Consider the following 16,043-nt stretch of genomic DNA (forward strand, 5'->3'; position numbering starts at 1 on the left):
ATCGCTGGAAAACGCCGGAAAGGTAGAGGGAGCGGCAAGCTACTATGGATCATTCGCCATAGTCGACACCGGCCAGCGATTTCCTGTCGGTAAAATCACGCTGCTATAACGGCAGGACGAGGGGGTAACTTTGTGTGAGCTCAAGCCGAGGCGCGACTTGCAGGCTCGTTGATCCTATCCTCCCGATCGCATCTGCGCGAGCAGCTTCTTGCGGAAGACCTCGGCCGGTGTCTTGTAGCCGAGGCACTTGCGTGGCGTCGTGTTCAGCCGGTCGCAGATGTCCTTCAGGTCCTGGTCGCTGATCAAGAGCGGATCGATATCCCTCGAAAGCCATTTCCTGGCCCGTCCGTTCGTGTTCTCGACGGTGCCCTTCTGCCAGGGTGATTGCGGGTCGCAGAACCACGTCGCGGAGCCGATGCCAGCCTGGAGGTAGGGCCAGTCGGTGAACTCTGTGCCACGATCGAAGGTGATCGACCGCCGCGCGCGATGGGGCAGGGCCTGCAGCACGCCGATGAGACGCTCCATGATCGGGCGCGACTGCCGGTCGTTGTTGCGAAAGAGAACGGCAAAGCGACTGACCCGCTCGACCAGCGACGTCACATTCGCTTTTCCAAACTTCTGGCGGAACTGGATCAGGTCGCATTCCCAATGGCCGAACTGCCTGCGATCGGCGACCACGTCCGGGCGGCGCAGGATGTTGAGATCCGGGCTGAAGCGCTAGCCATGCCGGCGCCTCGCATGCCGCGGCCGGCGTCGCGCACGATGTTCCGGCAGATGTTTCCAGAGCTTGATGGCATGTCCGTCGACCGAATAGGCAAACTTGTAGATCGTTTCGTGGCTGACCGAGATCGGATGGCGCTCCAGCCGCATCCGACCGGCGATCTGTTGCGGCGACCAGCCGTGCACGATCCGCTCAATGACGGATTGGCGGACATGCGAGAAGCGGGCAAGCTTCCTCAGCTTGGCACGACGCTCACACGCCATGTCATGCGCCGTCGTGCAATGATAGCCGCTGAGATCAGGCCATTCCTTGTCGATATAGTCGTTGCGCCGAACCTCGCGGAAGATCGTCGAGCGATGACGTCCAAGTTTCTCCGCGATGATATCGATACTCAGGCCGGCGTGGCGCCAGCGGGCGATCCTGCGGCGTTCATTCAAATCAAGATGGGAGGTGCGTTTCATGATAGCGTCCTTGCGACTGATAACCCATTGGCATCCTTCGCAAGTCGCACTTCATCCTTGAACCCACCGTTATAATATAATATATCACATAAGATAGATTATGGAACTATCCATGGTGTGAAAACCCCTGAAAGGCGCTGGAAATCCGGTTTGTACCTTGACCCGGAACCGCCCGCAGCCGTAAGCGAAACGGCAGATGGAACCAACAGCGAAAGCCAGCCACGATGAGCGATCTGCGCATTCTCTCCGACGCCCATATCCCGGAATTGCCGAACCGCTACAATGGCAAGGTGCGTGAGAATTATGATCTTCCGGACGGCAGCCGCGTCATCATCGCGACCGACCGCCTCAGCGCATTTGATGTCATCCTGACGGCCATTCCCTTCAAGGGTGAAGTGCTGACGCAGACGGCGCGCTACTGGTTCGAGGAAACCGCCGATATCTGCCCGAACCATGTCCGGTCCTATCCGGACCCGAATGTCGTCATCGGCACGCGGCTCGATATCCTGCCGGTCGAAATCGTCGTGCGCGGCTATCTCGCCGGCACCACCAGCACCTCGATCCTCACCAAGTACCGTAAGGGCGAGCGCGACATGTACGGCATCACGCTGCCGGACGGCCTGCGCGACAATGAAAAGCTGCCCGCGCCGATCATCACCCCGACCAGCAAGGCCTTCGATGGCGGCCATGACGAACCGCTGTCCGGTCAGGAAATCCTCGAGCAAGGCCTGCTGACGGCCGAGCAATGGGAAACGGTGTCCCGATATGCACTGGCGCTGTTTGCACGCGGCCAGGCCCGTGCGGCCGAACGCGGACTGATCCTCGTCGACACCAAATACGAATTCGGCACGGACAAGGACGGCCGCATCGTGCTGGCCGACGAGATCCACACGCCGGATTCGAGCCGCTACTGGATCGCCGAGAGCTATGAGAAGAGCTTTGCTGAAGGCGGTCGCCCGGCGAGTTTCGACAAGGATTTCGTGCGTGCCTGGGTCACCGAGCGCTGCGATCCCTACAAGGATGCCATTCCTGAAATCCCGCGCGATCTCGTCGAGCAGACCTCCAAGGTCTATATCCAGGCCTATGAGCAGATCACTGGCAAGACCTTCACGCCGGATCTGTCCGGTGCAACGGTGCTGGAGCGTATTCGTGAAAATCTGAGACCCTATTTCGCCTGATCGTCCGAAAGCTCGATCTCGAAGCGAAGACCATCAAACGCCGGTTCGACATGATCCGGCGTTTCCTTTTGCACGGTGTCGTAGTCGAGCGGTACATGCATGTGGGTCAGGATGGCGCGTGCCGGTTTCAGCCGCTCGATCCAATCCAGCGCCTGACTGAGCGACAGGTGGCTCGAGTGGAAGCGATACTGCAGCGCATCGACGATCAGAACGTCGAGATTCAGCAGCCTCGGCACGGTTTCTTCCGGAAAGTCGCTCACGTCGCTGCAATAGGCGACATCGCCGATGCGGAAACCCAGCGAATGGATCGAGCCGTGGACCTGGAGATGCGGCTGGAAGGTTATGGAACCCCCTCGCCCATGGATCGTCACCGGCGCATCCCGGGGTTCGATCAGGTTCTCGGTCACGATCGGCGGATATTGGCTGCCTTCGGGCGTCCTCAGGCAGTAACCGAAACCTTCGCGGATGCGCTCCATCGTCGGCGTATCGGCCCAGATCGGCACCTGCCGGTGGTTCTGCAGCACGAACCCTCTGATATCGTCAATGCCGTGAATATGGTCGGCATGGGGATGGGTGTAGAATACCGCGTCGATGTCATCGACGCCGGCCGCAATCATCTGCATGCGAAAATCCGGCCCCGTATCGATGACGACTGTCGTCACGCCATCGGGCCCGAACTGTTCCACGAGGAAGGCGGCGCGTGTGCGGCGATTTTTCGGGTTGGTCGGATCGCAGGCGCCCCAGTCGCCGGTGATGCGCGGCGTGCCGGGCGAGGAACCGCAGCCGAGAATGGTGAAGCGCCGCCTGTAGACCACGGCTAGACCTGCGGCATCTTCGAGAAAATGCGGAAGGCGTTTTCCGTGGTGATTAGGGCGATCTCCTCGACGGTGACACCCATCGTTTCGGCAAGGACTGCCGCCGTATGCGCGACATAGGCCGGTTCGTTGCGCTTGCCCCTGAAGGGCTTGGGCGCAAGGTACGGCGCGTCGGTCTCGACCAGCATGCGCTCCGGCGGCACGGTCTTTGCGATCTCGCGCAACTCCTCGGACTTCGGGAAAGTCAGGATGCCGGAGAAGGAAACGTAACCGCCAAGCTCCACGCCGATACGGGCAAGCTCCGGGCCGGAGGAGAAACAGTGCAGCAGGAAGGGGAAGGCGCCCTTCCCCGTCTCCTCGGTCAGGATCGCCGCCATGTCCTCATCCGCGGAACGGCTATGAATCACCAGCGGCAGGCCGGTTTGCCGGGCGGCGGCGATGTGGTTGCGCAGGCCGATGGCCTGGGCGTCGCGCGGCGCATTGTCGTAGAAATAATCAAGGCCCGCCTCCCCGATCGCCACGACGCGCGGATGCTGCGAAAGCGCCACAAGTTCGTCGACGGTGACGTCCAGTTCCTCATCCGCATTGTGCGGATGGGTTCCAACCGAGCAGAACACCGAGGGATAGCTCTCGGCGATCGCCAGGATATCCGGGAACTTTTTCACCCGCGTGGAGATGGTGATCATCTGCTTGACGCCGGCCGCGTGTGCGCGCGCGACGATGTCGTCACGTTCAACTGCAAAATCCGGAAAATCCAGATGGCAATGGGTGTCGATCAGCATCGCGGCATCAAGCCTCGGGCGCGACGTAGCGCGGGAAGACCGGCGTCGGGGCCTCGAGCGGCGTGCCGGCAACAAGGCGGCCCGCTTCGCCGAGGGCGAAAAAGTCACGCTTTTCGACCGGCGCAGCGACGAGATCGAGCAGCTTGCGGCTCGACTGCGGCATGTAGGGCTGCAGCAGGATTGCGATCTGACGCACCACCTCCGCCGTCACATAGAGCACGGTGCCCATGCGCACGGGGTCGGTCTTCTTCAGTGCCCACGGCGCCTCGCCTGCGAAATAGCGGTCGGCTTCCGAGACGACCGCGATGATCGCTGCCAACGCCTTGTGAATCTGCTGCTTGCCCATTTCCTCGCGGGTGATGGCGTGCAGCGCGTCGACCGAGGCCAGCATCGCGCGGTCGGCATCCGAGAGATCGCCGCAGTCGGGCACCTTGCCGTCGCAGTTCTTCACGATCATCGACAGCGAACGGCTGGCGAGGTTGCCGATGCCGTTTGCCAGATCGGAGTTGATGCGGGTTGCAATGCCCTCTTCGCTGTAGCTGCCGTCCTGGCCGAAGGAGACTTCGCGCAGGAAGAAGTAGCGGATCGGGTCGAGGCCGAAATGTTTCACCAGATTGACCGGATCGACCACGTTGCCGAGCGACTTCGACATCTTCTCGCCCTTGTTGAGCAGGAAGCCATGGGCGAAGACGCGTTCCGGCAGCGGCACACCTGCCGACATCAGGAACGCCGGCCAGTAGACGGCATGGAAGCGGATGATGTCCTTGCCGATGATATGGATGTTCGCCGGCCAGTATTTTGCGCGCGGCCCCTCGGGGTCGGTGAGGTAGCCGGTCGCGGTAACGTAATTCGTCAGCGCGTCGACCCAGACATACATGACATGGGCCGGATCGCCGGGAACCGGAATGCCCCAGTCGAAGGTCGTGCGCGAGACCGAGAGGTCCTTCAGGCCCGATTTGACAAAGGAGACGACTTCGTTGCGGCGTTCGGCCGGGCCGATGAAGTCAGGGTTGTCCTCGTAGTGCTTCAGAAGCCTGTCCTGGTAGGCGGAGAGCTTGAAGAAGTAGCTCTCCTCCTCGACCCACTCGACGGGCGTGCCCTGCGGACCATAGCGCACACCGTCGTCGCGCTTCTCCGTCTCGTTTTCCTGGTAGTAAGCCTCGTCGCGCACGGAGTACCAGCCGGCATAACCACCCTTGTAAATGTCGCCATTGGCTTCCATGCGGCGCCAGATTTCGGCGCAGGCCTCGTAGTGGCGCTCTTCGGTCGTGCGGATGAAATCATCGTTAGACGCATTAAGAAGAACGGCCATCTGCTTGAATTCCGCAGAATTTCTGTCGGCCAGCTCACGCGGCGTGATGCCTTCCTTGCGCGCCGTCTGCTGCATCTTCTGACCATGCTCGTCCGTGCCGGTCAGGAAGAACACGTCTTTCCCGTCGAGCCGCTGGTAACGCGCCATGGCATCCGTCGCGATCAGCTCATAGGCGTGGCCGATATGTGGCTTGCCGTTCGGATAGGAAATGGCGGTCGTGATGTAGAAGCGGTTCGTATCGGTCATGGCGGGTGCGTTCTGTCTTCGGTTGTGCAATGCCGCAAGGTATTAGACCATGCGAGCGCAGAGGGAAACAGCAAGTTGACTTAAAGCGAGGCCCTGATGTCGTCGAGCACGGTGATGATCGTCTGCTTGCGATCGAGGTTGTAGCCCTGGGCGATGGCGATGCGCTCCCCGAGCTGCGAGGTTAGCTGGGCGAGACGGTCGGCGCGGGACATGTCACCGGCAACGGCCGCCGCACGCGCCCTGTCGGTCACGAAGTCGCTGGCGTGCTGGCAGAAGAACGAAAACACCGTGTCGCTGTCCTTGGCGGACAGCACATCGGCAAGCTTGTGCACGTCACGTCGCGGCGGGTCGGCGGGCGATTCCACGATGGTGCGGAATGCTTCAACGATGTCGAAGCCGCCGTAGTTGGTCAGCTTCAGCGCTTCGGAGACGCTGCCGTGGGCCGCGGAGAGCACCTCCCCGGCCCGCGGCCCGCTCGGCGTCGCCCCGAGGCTGTCCAGCGCTGCGGCAAGATCGTCTTGCGAAAGCGGCGACAAGGCGAGCGGCAGGCAGCGTGAACGGATCGTCGGCAGCAGCTTTCCCGGTGCGTGGGTCAAGACGAGGAAGAGCGAGCGTTTCGGCGGCTCCTCGAGGATCTTCAGGATAGCGTTGGCGGCGTTGCGGTTGAGGTCGTCGGCGGGATCGATGATGACGATGCGCCAGTTGTCCGTGCCGGACGTCTGTGCCAGGAATTTTCCGGCCTTGCGCACCTCGTCCACCGTGATCGCCGCCTTCACCTTGCCGCTCTTCTCATCGACCGGACGCGTCAGGTGCAGCAGATTGTGCGAAGCGCCGGCGGCGAGCTGGCGGGTGATTGGCGAAGCGGGCGACGGGTCAGCGATCTGTTCCGGCGCCTCCGCAGGTTCGGGATTGTGCAGCACATGGTTGGCGAATCGGAAAGCGAGCGTCGCCTTGCCGATGCCTTCCGGTCCTTCGATCAGAATGGCGTGATGCCCTTTGCCGGAACGGTAGGAGCGAGCAAGAAAATCCTGCGCCTCGGCGTGGCCGAACAGCTTTGTCTGCTCGGCCGGATGCACGGCGCCATCGAGAATGCCGGGACGATCCTCGCTCACGAGACCTGCTCCGGATCGGGGTGGCCATGTGCGTGGATGGGCAACAGTGGTTCGACGATGGCGAGCACCTGCGCGGCAATCGCTTCCGGCGTCAATGTCGCATCCACCACGCGGCAGCGCAGCGGCTCGCGCTCGGCGATATCGAGAAAGGCCTCGCGGCGCTTCTCGTGTGTCTCCAGCTCTTCCTTCTCGAAGCGATCGGGCTGCTCGCTTTCGCCCGGGCCGACACTGCGCTGTCGCGCGCGCTCCAGGCCGGTGGCGGCGGGAAGGTCGAAGATGATGGTCGAGTCAGGCGTCACGCCGTTGATCGCCACGCGCTCGAGCGCTTCGACGAACGGCTGTTCGAGATTGCCCGTTATGCCCTGATAAACACGCGACGAATCCATGAAGCGGTCGCAGAGCACCACCGTGCCGGCTGCAAGCGCCGGGCGGATGACCTGCTCGACATGGTCGCTGCGTGCAGCCGCGAAAAGAATGGCTTCCATGCGGATGCCATAGGCTTCGGCGGCCCCCGAAAGGAGTACATGGCGCACGGCTTCCGCGCCCCTGGAGCCGCCGGGCTCCCGCGTCATCAGCACGGCAAGGCCGCGCTCACGCAACGTTTCTGCCAGAAGCCGGATCTGGGTCGACTTTCCGGCGCCTTCGCCGCCTTCAAACGTGACAAACAAACCGGGTGCGGCTGCCAAATCGTGTTTCCGTTCCATCGACCGCGTGCGGCCCTTCCCACGATATCCGCCAAGGCGGAGACGAGTCGGATCACTACTAGCCGATGTTTTGGGCCGGCGAAACGCTTTTCGGTTCGCCCCGCCCGCTACCGCCCAGGCAAGTCAGATCCAGAAGAAGAAGAGCTCGATCAGTGCGTCCAGCGCGCGGGCGCGCAAGGTCCCCTCGCCCACCGTGCCAGCCGTTTTCACCGGCACCTCGCGCAGCAATTGCTTGTCGTTCCAAATCTTCAACGTTCCGACGGCCTTGTCCGGCTCGACCGGTGCGCGCACCGGCCAGGTATAGACGACCCGCGCCACCAGCCGCTGCGAGTTGTCCTTGGGCAGGAACACGTCGACCTGTTCGCCGGCGACGAGCGGCACCGTCGAAGCATCGCCGCCATAGACGGATGCATCGGCGATCGCCTCGCCCTGCTTGAACAACGTGCGCCGCTCGAACGAGGAAAGCGCCCATTCGATGATGCGCCGCGACTCCTCGACACGCGCCTTGTCGCTTTCCATGCCCCCCATGGCGAGCAGCAGATGTTTACCGTCACGGTTGACGGAAGCTACGATGGAATAGCCGCCCTCCTCGGAAAATCCGGTGACGAAGCCCGTCACGCCGATATTGAGCGCCAGGAGCGGATTGCGGTTGCGCTGCTTGATCTTGTTCCACTCGAATTCCGGCTCGACGAAATAGCCCATGCGCTCCGGATAAGTCGTCTGCAGATGCCGGGCAAGCAACACCATTTCGCGCATCGTCACCCTGTTGCCGGGGTTCGGCAGACCGGTCGCGTTGGCGAAGGTGGATTTGGAGAGGCCGAGCTCCCGCGCTTGGCTGTTCATGCGTTCGACGAAAGCGGTTTCCGAGCCGGCCATCCCTTCGGCCAGGATGATGCAGGCGTCATTGGCGAACTGCACCGTCACGCCGCGAACCAGATCCTCCACCCGCACATTGGATTTCAACGCCGCAAACATGGTGGATGTGCGTGACGGTGCGCCGCCGGTGCGCCAGGCATGTTCGGTGACGGGATATTGCGTTTCGAGCGTGATATCGCCGCTGGCGAGCGCCTTGAAGACCGTCGCCATCGTCATCAGCTTGGCGAGAGAGGCGGCCGGCACCACCTCGTCCTCCGCACGGGCAAAAAGCACCGTGCCGGTCTCGGCCTCGATCAGGTAGACCTGTCTGGCCTTGACGTCGAAACCCGCCTGCGGCGCTGCCGACTGGGCATGCGCCGCGTTGAGCGTGGACAGAAAGACAATGAGAAAAGCGAACAGGCGGCGATGCATGGCGACTCCGGATGTCGTCACACTCCCACAGCCGCAGGCATTGCGCAAACGGATGTGATGCCGCAGGCCATCAGCCTGCGTTGTCGGGAAGCGCAGAGAGCGGCGTCAGTTGTCCATCCAGTGTAAGAATGGCATCGAAGGCCCCGGCGGCGTCGCGCACGCGTTCGTCCGCATAGGCGGCCGCATAGCTCGGCTCGGCAGAAAGCTGCGGCACGTGGTTCGGCCGCTCGATCGGCAACGGACCGATTTCCGGGAGCAGCACGAACTGCTGCTCCATCGCCTCGAACGCCCCCGAAGCGGCCTGCGTCTCGTTAAGCGCCGTCATGGTGCTTTGATTCGGTACCTTCAGAACGTTCTCCTCCGCCCCGACGCCCGGCAGGGACCGGCTGTCGGCGGAAGCCACCATCACGCCCGTTGCGATCTGGCCGCCCGGATCGACGACGGGAACACGCGATCCTTTCGTGACATAGGACGCCATGAGATAGGGCGTGTCGTTACCCTCCAGCGGGGCCTTGCCGACATACTGCACGCGCACCTTGGCCGTGCCCGTGCGTTTCATGTCGAGCAGGTCGGCCGTTTTGGACGAAACGTCGATGACACGCCCCTCATGGAACGGACCACGATCGTTGACACGCACGATGACAGACGTGCCGTTCTCCATATTGGTGACCCGCGCATAGCTGGGAAGCGGGAACGTCGGATGAGCGGCGGAAAGATGGTAGCGATCGTAAATCTCGCCATTGGCCGTGCGGCGGCCATGGAACGCCGAGCCGTACCAAGAGGCAAGACCGGTCTTGTTGTAACCCGGCTCCTCTTTCGGCTTATACCACTTGCCGCGGACCTGATAGGCCTTGCCGAGCTGGTAGCGACCGCCGCCCTTCGGCACGGCCTGCCCTTCCTCGACGACGCGCGGGCTTGCCTTCACGCCGTATTCGGACTCGGAGAAAAATTCCTTGCTGCGGACCTTTTTCTTCGGAGCTGGGGTGGTCGTCGCGCAGGCGGCGAGGCCGGCGCAGACCAACGGAATAGTCAGCAACCTCAAGCCCATGCCGAACCGAGTTGCATTCTTCGAGATAGTATTATGTCCCACGCCGCTATTGTCCCCGACGGTGCGCCAGCCAACTGCCTTGCCCCTGCAAGTTGGCCGTCAATGCCACTCAGTAAATAACAGTACGTTAATCATGCCAGTAACATGGCAAAATTGCGAATGAATGGGAATCCGAAGGCCATCTTCAGTGATTTATGGTTTCCGCTTGGTTAATTCATGGCGGGACGGCCGGGAAGCGCCTGCCTGCGATGAGAGGAACGTCGTCAGGACGCCCGCACCTGCAGGACATCGAACAACTGTTCCGGGTCACGTACACCATGGCGGTACAGCGTGATGATCGACCGCGCGAGCGCACGCGCCCGCATCTCGTCGAACATCGGCGATTGAATGGAGGTCAATCGGACAAAAACACCCTGCAGAATATCAAGATCCTGAGGTTCGAACATGCCGATATGCGTGGGGTCTCGAAGCACGTCCATACTGCTGCCTCCCCTGTTTGCATCCATCCGGCGAGATTGCTTTAGGGTGCATCGTGAAGCTACGAGTACAATGCGTCAGCAACAAGTCGGGAAAAGTTGCAATGGGTCACCGACGCCTCTAAATAGCGGCATCCCTCTTTGACGATACGATCAGAGCTGGTAAAGAGCCGCGACATCGAGATGATGAACCGAAAGCGCGGTTCTGCGGCTTTTCCGAAACCAGGAAAACACCGCCTCTCAATGGAAGAGTGTCCGAGTGGTTTAAGGAACCGGTCTTGAGATTCGGTTGCGCCGTCCCCGGTTAATTACACTTTGTTCCGCAAAGTACGGTGATATCAAGGCCCCTGCGGTCCTCACCCCCTGCCCGCGGGCGGCCCATTTGCTTCTGCTTTCGTCCGGGAGAATTTAGACGACCTGCTAGAACAAGAAACAATGGCCATAGGCAAAGTCAGGGTTCCGAAATCTCTTGGCTACGCGCTTCCCGGACTGGGTGAGATAGTCAGGAGCGAGGAAAAGAGACGAACAAGGTCCGCCAAAAACGGTTGGTCCTCCGATGGTCCTCGGTTCGATCGCCCATTTAGGAATTGGCATGGGGCAGCACTGGCTCTCAAGATTGGTTGAGCGCCTTGCCATTAGATGAAATCGTTTGACTGTCGTATGCAGTTGAGCCCCGCGGATGTACCGGGCTCATCAATCTACACAGGCCGGGAACATACGCGCGCCGTTCGCGTCTGCCTTCTCATAGGAAGCCCCGGCCCTTCCGGAAAACAGGTGCCTCCGCGTCTGCGGATACCGTGTGCTCCGGTATAAGCCTGATCTTCACGCCCTCGATTTCAAGCTCCGCAATAAAGCCGGCCTTCGCAGGGCGTTAAGCCTAACTCCTATTAACCCGGCGTGTTTGGTTCACACATTTACTCTTTGGGCCTAATTAGTCTTTCGTCTTCGAACGAAAGCTCTTCTCTCCATGGCAAAAATTACCGGTACCGCGTCAAACGACCTCCTCTATGGCACCGACGCCATCGACATCTACAAAGGGCTGGGTGGCGATGACAAGTTCGTCTGGAGCAAGGGGAACGACCTGGTCTACGGAGGTGATGGCTGGGACACGATGTCCTACTATCATTACATCGGCGACGTGACGGTAAAGCTCGCCGGCGGGGGGCGTGGCGCCGCTATCGGCTCTCTCGGCGATACGAAATATCTTTACTCCATCGAGGCGGTCATTCTCGGCAACGGCAGCGATGTGGCCACTGGTGATTCCGGCGCAAACACATTCTTCGGGCGGGGTGGCGACGACCGCTTCATCTATTCGCCCGGTGAAGATATCATGTACGGCGATGACGGCTGGGATACGCTCGATTACTTCGCCTACGCTGGCAATCTCACGATCAAAATGAACGGTGAAAAAATAGGCACGGTCAAAGCCTCTGATGGCGACCTGCAATACTTCTATTCGATTGAGGCGATCATCCTCGGCCGCGGAAACGACGTTCTAACAGGTGATGCCGGCACGAATTCGATCTGGGGCGGCGCAGGCAATGACAATATAAACGGCGGTAAAGGCAATGACATCCTAGACGGCGGTTCCGGTAACGACGTGCTGCGCGGAAACATTGGCGCCGATCGCCTGACCGGCGGCAAAGGCGCAGATCAGTTCATTTTCAAATCGATCGGTGAATCGACTGTTGGCGCTTCGGGCCGTGACTTCATAACCGATTTCAGCCGATCGCAGGGCGACAAGATCGACCTGTCTGCCATCGACGCCCGCACCGCCACGAGCAAGAACGATGCCTTCACCTTCATCGGCGAGAAGGCGTTTTCTGACAAGGCCGGCGAGCTTCGCTACTTCCACAAGAGCGGCGACACCTTCGTCTCCGGCGACGTGGATGGCGACGGCAAGGCCGATTTCGCGCTTCGCCTCGACAAGACAATCGATCTCGTCAAGGGCGATTTCATCCTGTAGAGTTCGGCCAGCGCCGATCGTCAACTCGCTCTGAGGAACAAACACAAGCAAGGCTGGTTTGTGACGGCGGCGGGCTAAGCTTCCCCCCCGAGCCCGACCAAAAACAAAAAAACGGCCCCGATCCCTCGGGGCCTCTTACTTCGAGATCAGACGCTGCATGGTTGTCGGCGGCCAAAGCTCAGAATTTCTAAGCTGAACTATAGGTTACCCTTGCTCGCCCAAGTGCCAGGTGTGCCCGAAACTGTGCACATGCCGCCAGCCGGCTGGCCGACTGTGGGAGTGGTATTAAACCACTCCGAGCCAGCACGATGGAAGCCACGGGTTGGCGCTGCGGTGCCATGGTAGCGGACGATGCCGTTGTTCAGGATTTCGTACCACGCAGTGGGACCACTGATCGGGCCGCCGTCCTTACGATAGTTCCCGGAGAACTCGTTGAACTGAGAAGCATCTAGGCGGGCGTTGCTCTGTGTCGCAAAGGACACCTCGGCATTTATTGACGCCCCCAAGGCATTGTCTTTGATGCGGAGATTGCCACTGTCCGTGCTTGTTTGAACCAATATATCGATATACGTAGCATTGATTCCGAAATCATTATCTCGCAGCGTGACGCTCTCGGCCCCAGCAACGAGCAGTACGTTTCGGCTGGCGTAAGCCGCATCCGTTAGGCGATACTGCCCTCCGCGCACAAAACGATTATTCGATATGAATCCGCCTTTCGGGGCGCCCGTCACACCCTGTTTGGCGATGTCGATGAACTCGGATCCCGAAATCTCGACTCCCTTGCACCCGGTAAGCGACGCCCCGAAATCGTAGAGCGCAATTTTCCCGTGGAATTTGGGCACTGAGCGCTGATCGACATAGACTGTAGCGCCGGAGGAGGCAGTCCAGGTTGCCGCATCGATGGGAACGGCAGTCTCTGTGGCTCGGATCTGGCGCGTGCCGGCAACCTTCACATTGTGACCGCCTACCAAAATGGTATCGCCTGGGCTTAGGACCGCTCCGAGAGCAGCGACAAGCGAAATCGAAGTGTCACCTGAGTTTTTCGTGGCGCTGAGGGTGGTGGTGTACTCAGTTCCGGTTACGGCCAAGCCTGTCAGGTCACCCGCAAGCCCGGAACGATCTCTCATCGTGGCATCCATGTTGATGCAGCGCACGCCCCACGAACGCACCCAATCGATGCCCGTAGCCGAACCGACTGTGACGTTATCGACTATGATGTTTCCGCGATTATCGGCCAGGCGAAGGCCCGTGGTTGAGCGTGCCACTTCCGAACAATCGATATTGCGCAACGTGATAGTGCCAACAGCGCCCGTGAGGTCGATCCCACGAAAGACGTTGTCGGCCCCGGCGATCTTCCCGTTCTCAATGATTACGCTCCTCCAGTTGAGTAGCCGACGAGTGCCGAGGCCGGTTTCCGGATCGTCGTCCGCTCGGCTAGTTCCGATTGACGCAATCCGCAACGCGGCGATGTTATTCACTAAGGAAGCCCCTGAAAGCAGGAAGTCAGAGATATGGATCACGCCACCGACCAGAGGCTTGTCGTCCGCATTCGAATAGAAGTTGGTTTCGTCCCCGGGGATGAGTTCACCGAGCCGCTTGCAGTTGATGCCGCGTAGACCGCTCGCACTGACGTCGTAATTGGACGAGAACGTGAAAAGCCGTCCGCAGCCGACCGCTTTGACATTCCGAACCGAAATCTTGTTTGGGTGGTAAGTCGCGTCAATCGGGTTTTCGACGCCAATTCCATCGGCGCCCCAATGGAAATGAAGCGCCGCACCGGCAAAGCCGATCACCTCGATATCTTCGGCGTCCACCTCTGCGACACGGCCGATGCCATTGAACCCATGCGCGGGCAGGTTCGGTGTTCCTGGAGCGACATAGAAGCCCATGCGACGTACGACAATGCCACGTGTATCGATTGGCACACCGTCGGTGAAATAGCGGCTCATAGTGACGCCTGAGCCGAACTCGCCATCATCAGGGCCGAGCGCACCTGTTAGGTGAATGATATGGCCAACGTCCTCAATACGGACATGTCGAGCCTCAATGCGAGCACCTGCCATGGTGTTGTCGATCTCGATATAGAACTGGCTGGTGAGGCGGCTACTGCCGAAAATCCGAAGGCCACCCGGATAGTTCAGTTCGCCCAGATGATAGAATACACCACACCAGTGCGCAGATTGCAGTTTAATGCAACTGCAGCGTCGAACGCAGCCTGGATGGATATGGTATCGTTGGTGCCCGTTCTGGTGGCCGGATCCCAATTACCGCGAGCACCGGCCATCGCCAAATAGATCTCAGGTTCGGCGATTTCCCACCACCCTCCGTTCTGGAACTTGAGAGAGTGGCTCGGTTCGCTAGGTACCCGTTTGTAGTACGCTGCGTCGTTTTTTGCCGAGATTGCAACATCGTAAGACTCAACCAAAATCCGGTTGGTTGTCGACGGGATTACTGCAGAGGCAGCGTCTACAAACGAGGGGATGCTGTAAACATTTGCCGCCATTGCAATCACTCCTAATGACCGAAGATCCGACCATTCCACGACGGCAATAGGCACACAAGCTTAGATTGAGCGAGCAGCATTTATCGTCAAAAAATGGTCAAAGGTTCATGAGTCCCTAGGGCCGGATGTGCCGTTCTTGCTGTCCGGCGTCGATGCGCTGAAGAATTTCGCGAACGACCTTGATATCGCCCGCCTGCTGACTGACGAGGTTCTGGAGATCCCGGATGGTGACCGCCGTTGATGTGGTAGACTGCTCAGTCGCCGTGACGCGGTAGGCAAGGTTCTCGATCTGGGAAACCGCCTTGCGGGTATCAGCCTCCAGGCTGCGAAACCGCTCTTCCGAGCGCGCCTCACCAGCCTTGACTTCGACGAGCCGTTCCTTGTGGACTTGCTCGTGGCCCGTCCGCCAAGTCTGCAGATCCTCGATATCGCGGCTCTTGTCGATCCAGATGGCGACCCCGCCGACACACATACCGACGAGGGTGATGAGCTGGATGACCGTATTCAAATTCCATTCCAGCGTTCGTGCACGGGTAATGCCCATGGTCTTCTCCTCGGTCATCCGCTCGTCCTGCATGCTTGCGTCAATCTGCGTTCTTCGGCGCGAGATAGCCGTACCAGGGCGTATCGGCCGTCATCGCTTTCACCCGGAGCGCCGAGCAAGTTGGAACAGAGGCTCGCTACAAAGAGACGAAATCTGGAAAGGCACGTACCATAGCGCTTTCATCGACCGTTCTCGAGGAACTAAAGCGTCACCGCCTCGCCCAGCCTGAGGAGCAATTGAAAATCGGGATACGACCGGAAGAAAATTCTTTAGTAGGCGCGCAAATCGATGGATCGCCGCTAAAACCGGTTTCTCTCACACACGAACGGACGCACCTCCTTGCGAAGACCGACCTCCCTCGAATTCGCTTTCATGACCTTCGCCACTCACACGCAACGCAATTGTTCGCCGTCGGCGTCCATCCGAAATCGCGAGCGAACGGCTCGGGCATTCGGACAATCGGGATCACGCTCGACCTCTATTCGCACATCATCCCGGGAATGCAGGCGAATGCAGCAGAGCAAGTTGACGCGGCAATCAAAGCTGCTAAAAAGCCGGCGAGCGAATGATATGGTAGCAAAGCGGTAGCAAACGCCGTTTTTGGGAAATCTCGAAGCCAAAGATTTCTTAATCATATCAATCATGGAAGAGTGTCCGAGTGGTTTAAGGAACCGGTCTTGAAAACCGGCGTGCGGGAGACCGTACCGTGGGTTCGAATCCCACCTCTTCCGCCAATTTTCGCTCCGCCCATTGGAACTTGTCTCCAATCCGGGTTTGGCTATGGCGAAAACGTTCTTTCGGAAAAAAACAACACGACCTTGATTTCACCATATTGTCCTCCCATATAACGCTCATCGGTAATTGCTTGAGAGCGCTGGAAGGCCTCTG

Annotated in this window: 14 protein-coding genes, 1 tRNA gene and 1 pseudogene; 5 read left to right on the forward strand and 11 right to left on the reverse strand. The window is 59.8% G+C overall.

Annotated features, from left to right (window positions below; all coding sequences use genetic code 11):
• Window positions 1-174 precede the first annotated feature (174 nt).
• A pseudogene (locus tag MUU55_RS00930) lies at window positions 175-1,182 on the reverse strand (IS30 family transposase).
• Window positions 1,183-1,415: 233 nt separating this feature from the next.
• On the opposite strand from MUU55_RS00930, the gene MUU55_RS00935 reads away from it, so the two are divergent.
• Window positions 1,416-2,360, forward strand: a complete 945-nt coding sequence (locus MUU55_RS00935) for a phosphoribosylaminoimidazolesuccinocarboxamide synthase (RefSeq protein ID WP_244759836.1) — start codon at window positions 1,416-1,418, stop codon at window positions 2,358-2,360.
• On the opposite strand, the gene MUU55_RS00940 is transcribed toward MUU55_RS00935, so the two are convergent.
• The 8 genes from MUU55_RS00940 to MUU55_RS00975 form a co-directional block, all read right to left on the reverse strand.
• Window positions 2,348-3,175 carry an MBL fold metallo-hydrolase gene (locus tag MUU55_RS00940; RefSeq protein ID WP_244758899.1) on the reverse strand — a complete coding sequence of 276 codons (828 nt, stop codon included), beginning with the start codon at window positions 3,173-3,175 and terminating at the stop codon, window positions 2,348-2,350. The two genes, MUU55_RS00935 and MUU55_RS00940, sit on opposite strands and share 13 nt — an antisense overlap.
• 2 nt (window positions 3,176-3,177) lie before the next feature.
• Window positions 3,178-3,957, reverse strand: coding sequence for a TatD family hydrolase (locus MUU55_RS00945; RefSeq protein ID WP_244758900.1), 780 nt, complete (start codon window positions 3,955-3,957; stop codon window positions 3,178-3,180).
• Window positions 3,958-3,964: 7 nt separating this feature from the next.
• Complete coding sequence (gene metG / locus MUU55_RS00950) at window positions 3,965-5,515, reverse strand: methionine--tRNA ligase (protein WP_244758901.1); 1,551 nt, start codon at window positions 5,513-5,515, stop codon at window positions 3,965-3,967.
• Between the two features lie 80 nt (window positions 5,516-5,595).
• Complete coding sequence (locus MUU55_RS00955; protein WP_244758902.1) at window positions 5,596-6,627, reverse strand: DNA polymerase III subunit delta'; 1,032 nt, start codon at window positions 6,625-6,627, stop codon at window positions 5,596-5,598.
• The gene (tmk, locus tag MUU55_RS00960) at window positions 6,624-7,331 is read right to left on the reverse strand and encodes a dTMP kinase (RefSeq protein WP_244758903.1); all 708 of its coding nucleotides are present in this window, start codon (window positions 7,329-7,331) and stop codon (window positions 6,624-6,626) included. The genes MUU55_RS00955 and tmk overlap by 4 nt, the downstream gene beginning before the upstream one ends.
• 123 nt (window positions 7,332-7,454) lie before the next feature.
• Window positions 7,455-8,618, reverse strand: coding sequence for a D-alanyl-D-alanine carboxypeptidase family protein (locus tag MUU55_RS00965; protein WP_244758904.1), 1,164 nt, complete (start codon window positions 8,616-8,618; stop codon window positions 7,455-7,457).
• A 70-nt stretch (window positions 8,619-8,688) separates the two neighbouring features.
• A complete protein-coding gene (locus tag MUU55_RS00970; RefSeq protein WP_244758905.1) occupies window positions 8,689-9,666 on the reverse strand; it encodes a septal ring lytic transglycosylase RlpA family protein in 978 nt (325 codons plus the stop codon).
• A 263-nt stretch (window positions 9,667-9,929) separates the two neighbouring features.
• Complete coding sequence (locus tag MUU55_RS00975; RefSeq protein ID WP_244758906.1) at window positions 9,930-10,145, reverse strand: hypothetical protein; 216 nt, start codon at window positions 10,143-10,145, stop codon at window positions 9,930-9,932.
• 964 nt (window positions 10,146-11,109) lie between these two features.
• Here MUU55_RS00975 and MUU55_RS00980 point away from each other — a divergent pair.
• On the forward strand, window positions 11,110-12,108 hold the full coding sequence (locus MUU55_RS00980; RefSeq protein ID WP_244758907.1) for a calcium-binding protein: 999 nt from the start codon (window positions 11,110-11,112) through the stop codon (window positions 12,106-12,108).
• Between the two features lie 197 nt (window positions 12,109-12,305).
• On the opposite strand, the gene MUU55_RS00985 is transcribed toward MUU55_RS00980, so the two are convergent.
• The gene (locus MUU55_RS00985; RefSeq protein ID WP_244758908.1) at window positions 12,306-14,057 is read right to left on the reverse strand and encodes a hypothetical protein; all 1,752 of its coding nucleotides are present in this window, start codon (window positions 14,055-14,057) and stop codon (window positions 12,306-12,308) included.
• Window positions 14,058-14,117: 60 nt separating this feature from the next.
• On the opposite strand from MUU55_RS00985, the gene MUU55_RS00990 reads away from it, so the two are divergent.
• On the forward strand, window positions 14,118-14,402 hold the full coding sequence (locus MUU55_RS00990) for a hypothetical protein (RefSeq protein WP_244758909.1): 285 nt from the start codon (window positions 14,118-14,120) through the stop codon (window positions 14,400-14,402).
• A 324-nt stretch (window positions 14,403-14,726) separates the two neighbouring features.
• Here the strand turns inward: MUU55_RS00990 and MUU55_RS00995 are convergent, their stop codons facing one another.
• On the reverse strand, window positions 14,727-15,173 hold the full coding sequence (locus tag MUU55_RS00995; RefSeq protein WP_244758910.1) for a hypothetical protein: 447 nt from the start codon (window positions 15,171-15,173) through the stop codon (window positions 14,727-14,729).
• 74 nt (window positions 15,174-15,247) lie between these two features.
• On the opposite strand from MUU55_RS00995, the gene MUU55_RS01000 reads away from it, so the two are divergent.
• Together MUU55_RS01000 and MUU55_RS01005 are read left to right on the forward strand one after the other, a co-directional pair.
• A complete protein-coding gene (locus MUU55_RS01000; protein WP_367892193.1) occupies window positions 15,248-15,724 on the forward strand; it encodes a tyrosine-type recombinase/integrase in 477 nt (158 codons plus the stop codon).
• Between the two features lie 75 nt (window positions 15,725-15,799).
• A tRNA-Ser gene (locus tag MUU55_RS01005) sits at window positions 15,800-15,889 on the forward strand.
• The last annotated feature ends 154 nt before the right edge of the window (window positions 15,890-16,043 follow it).

The organism is Shinella curvata, from assembly GCF_022899935.1.
Taxonomy (GTDB): Bacteria; Pseudomonadota; Alphaproteobacteria; order Rhizobiales; family Rhizobiaceae; genus Shinella; species Shinella curvata.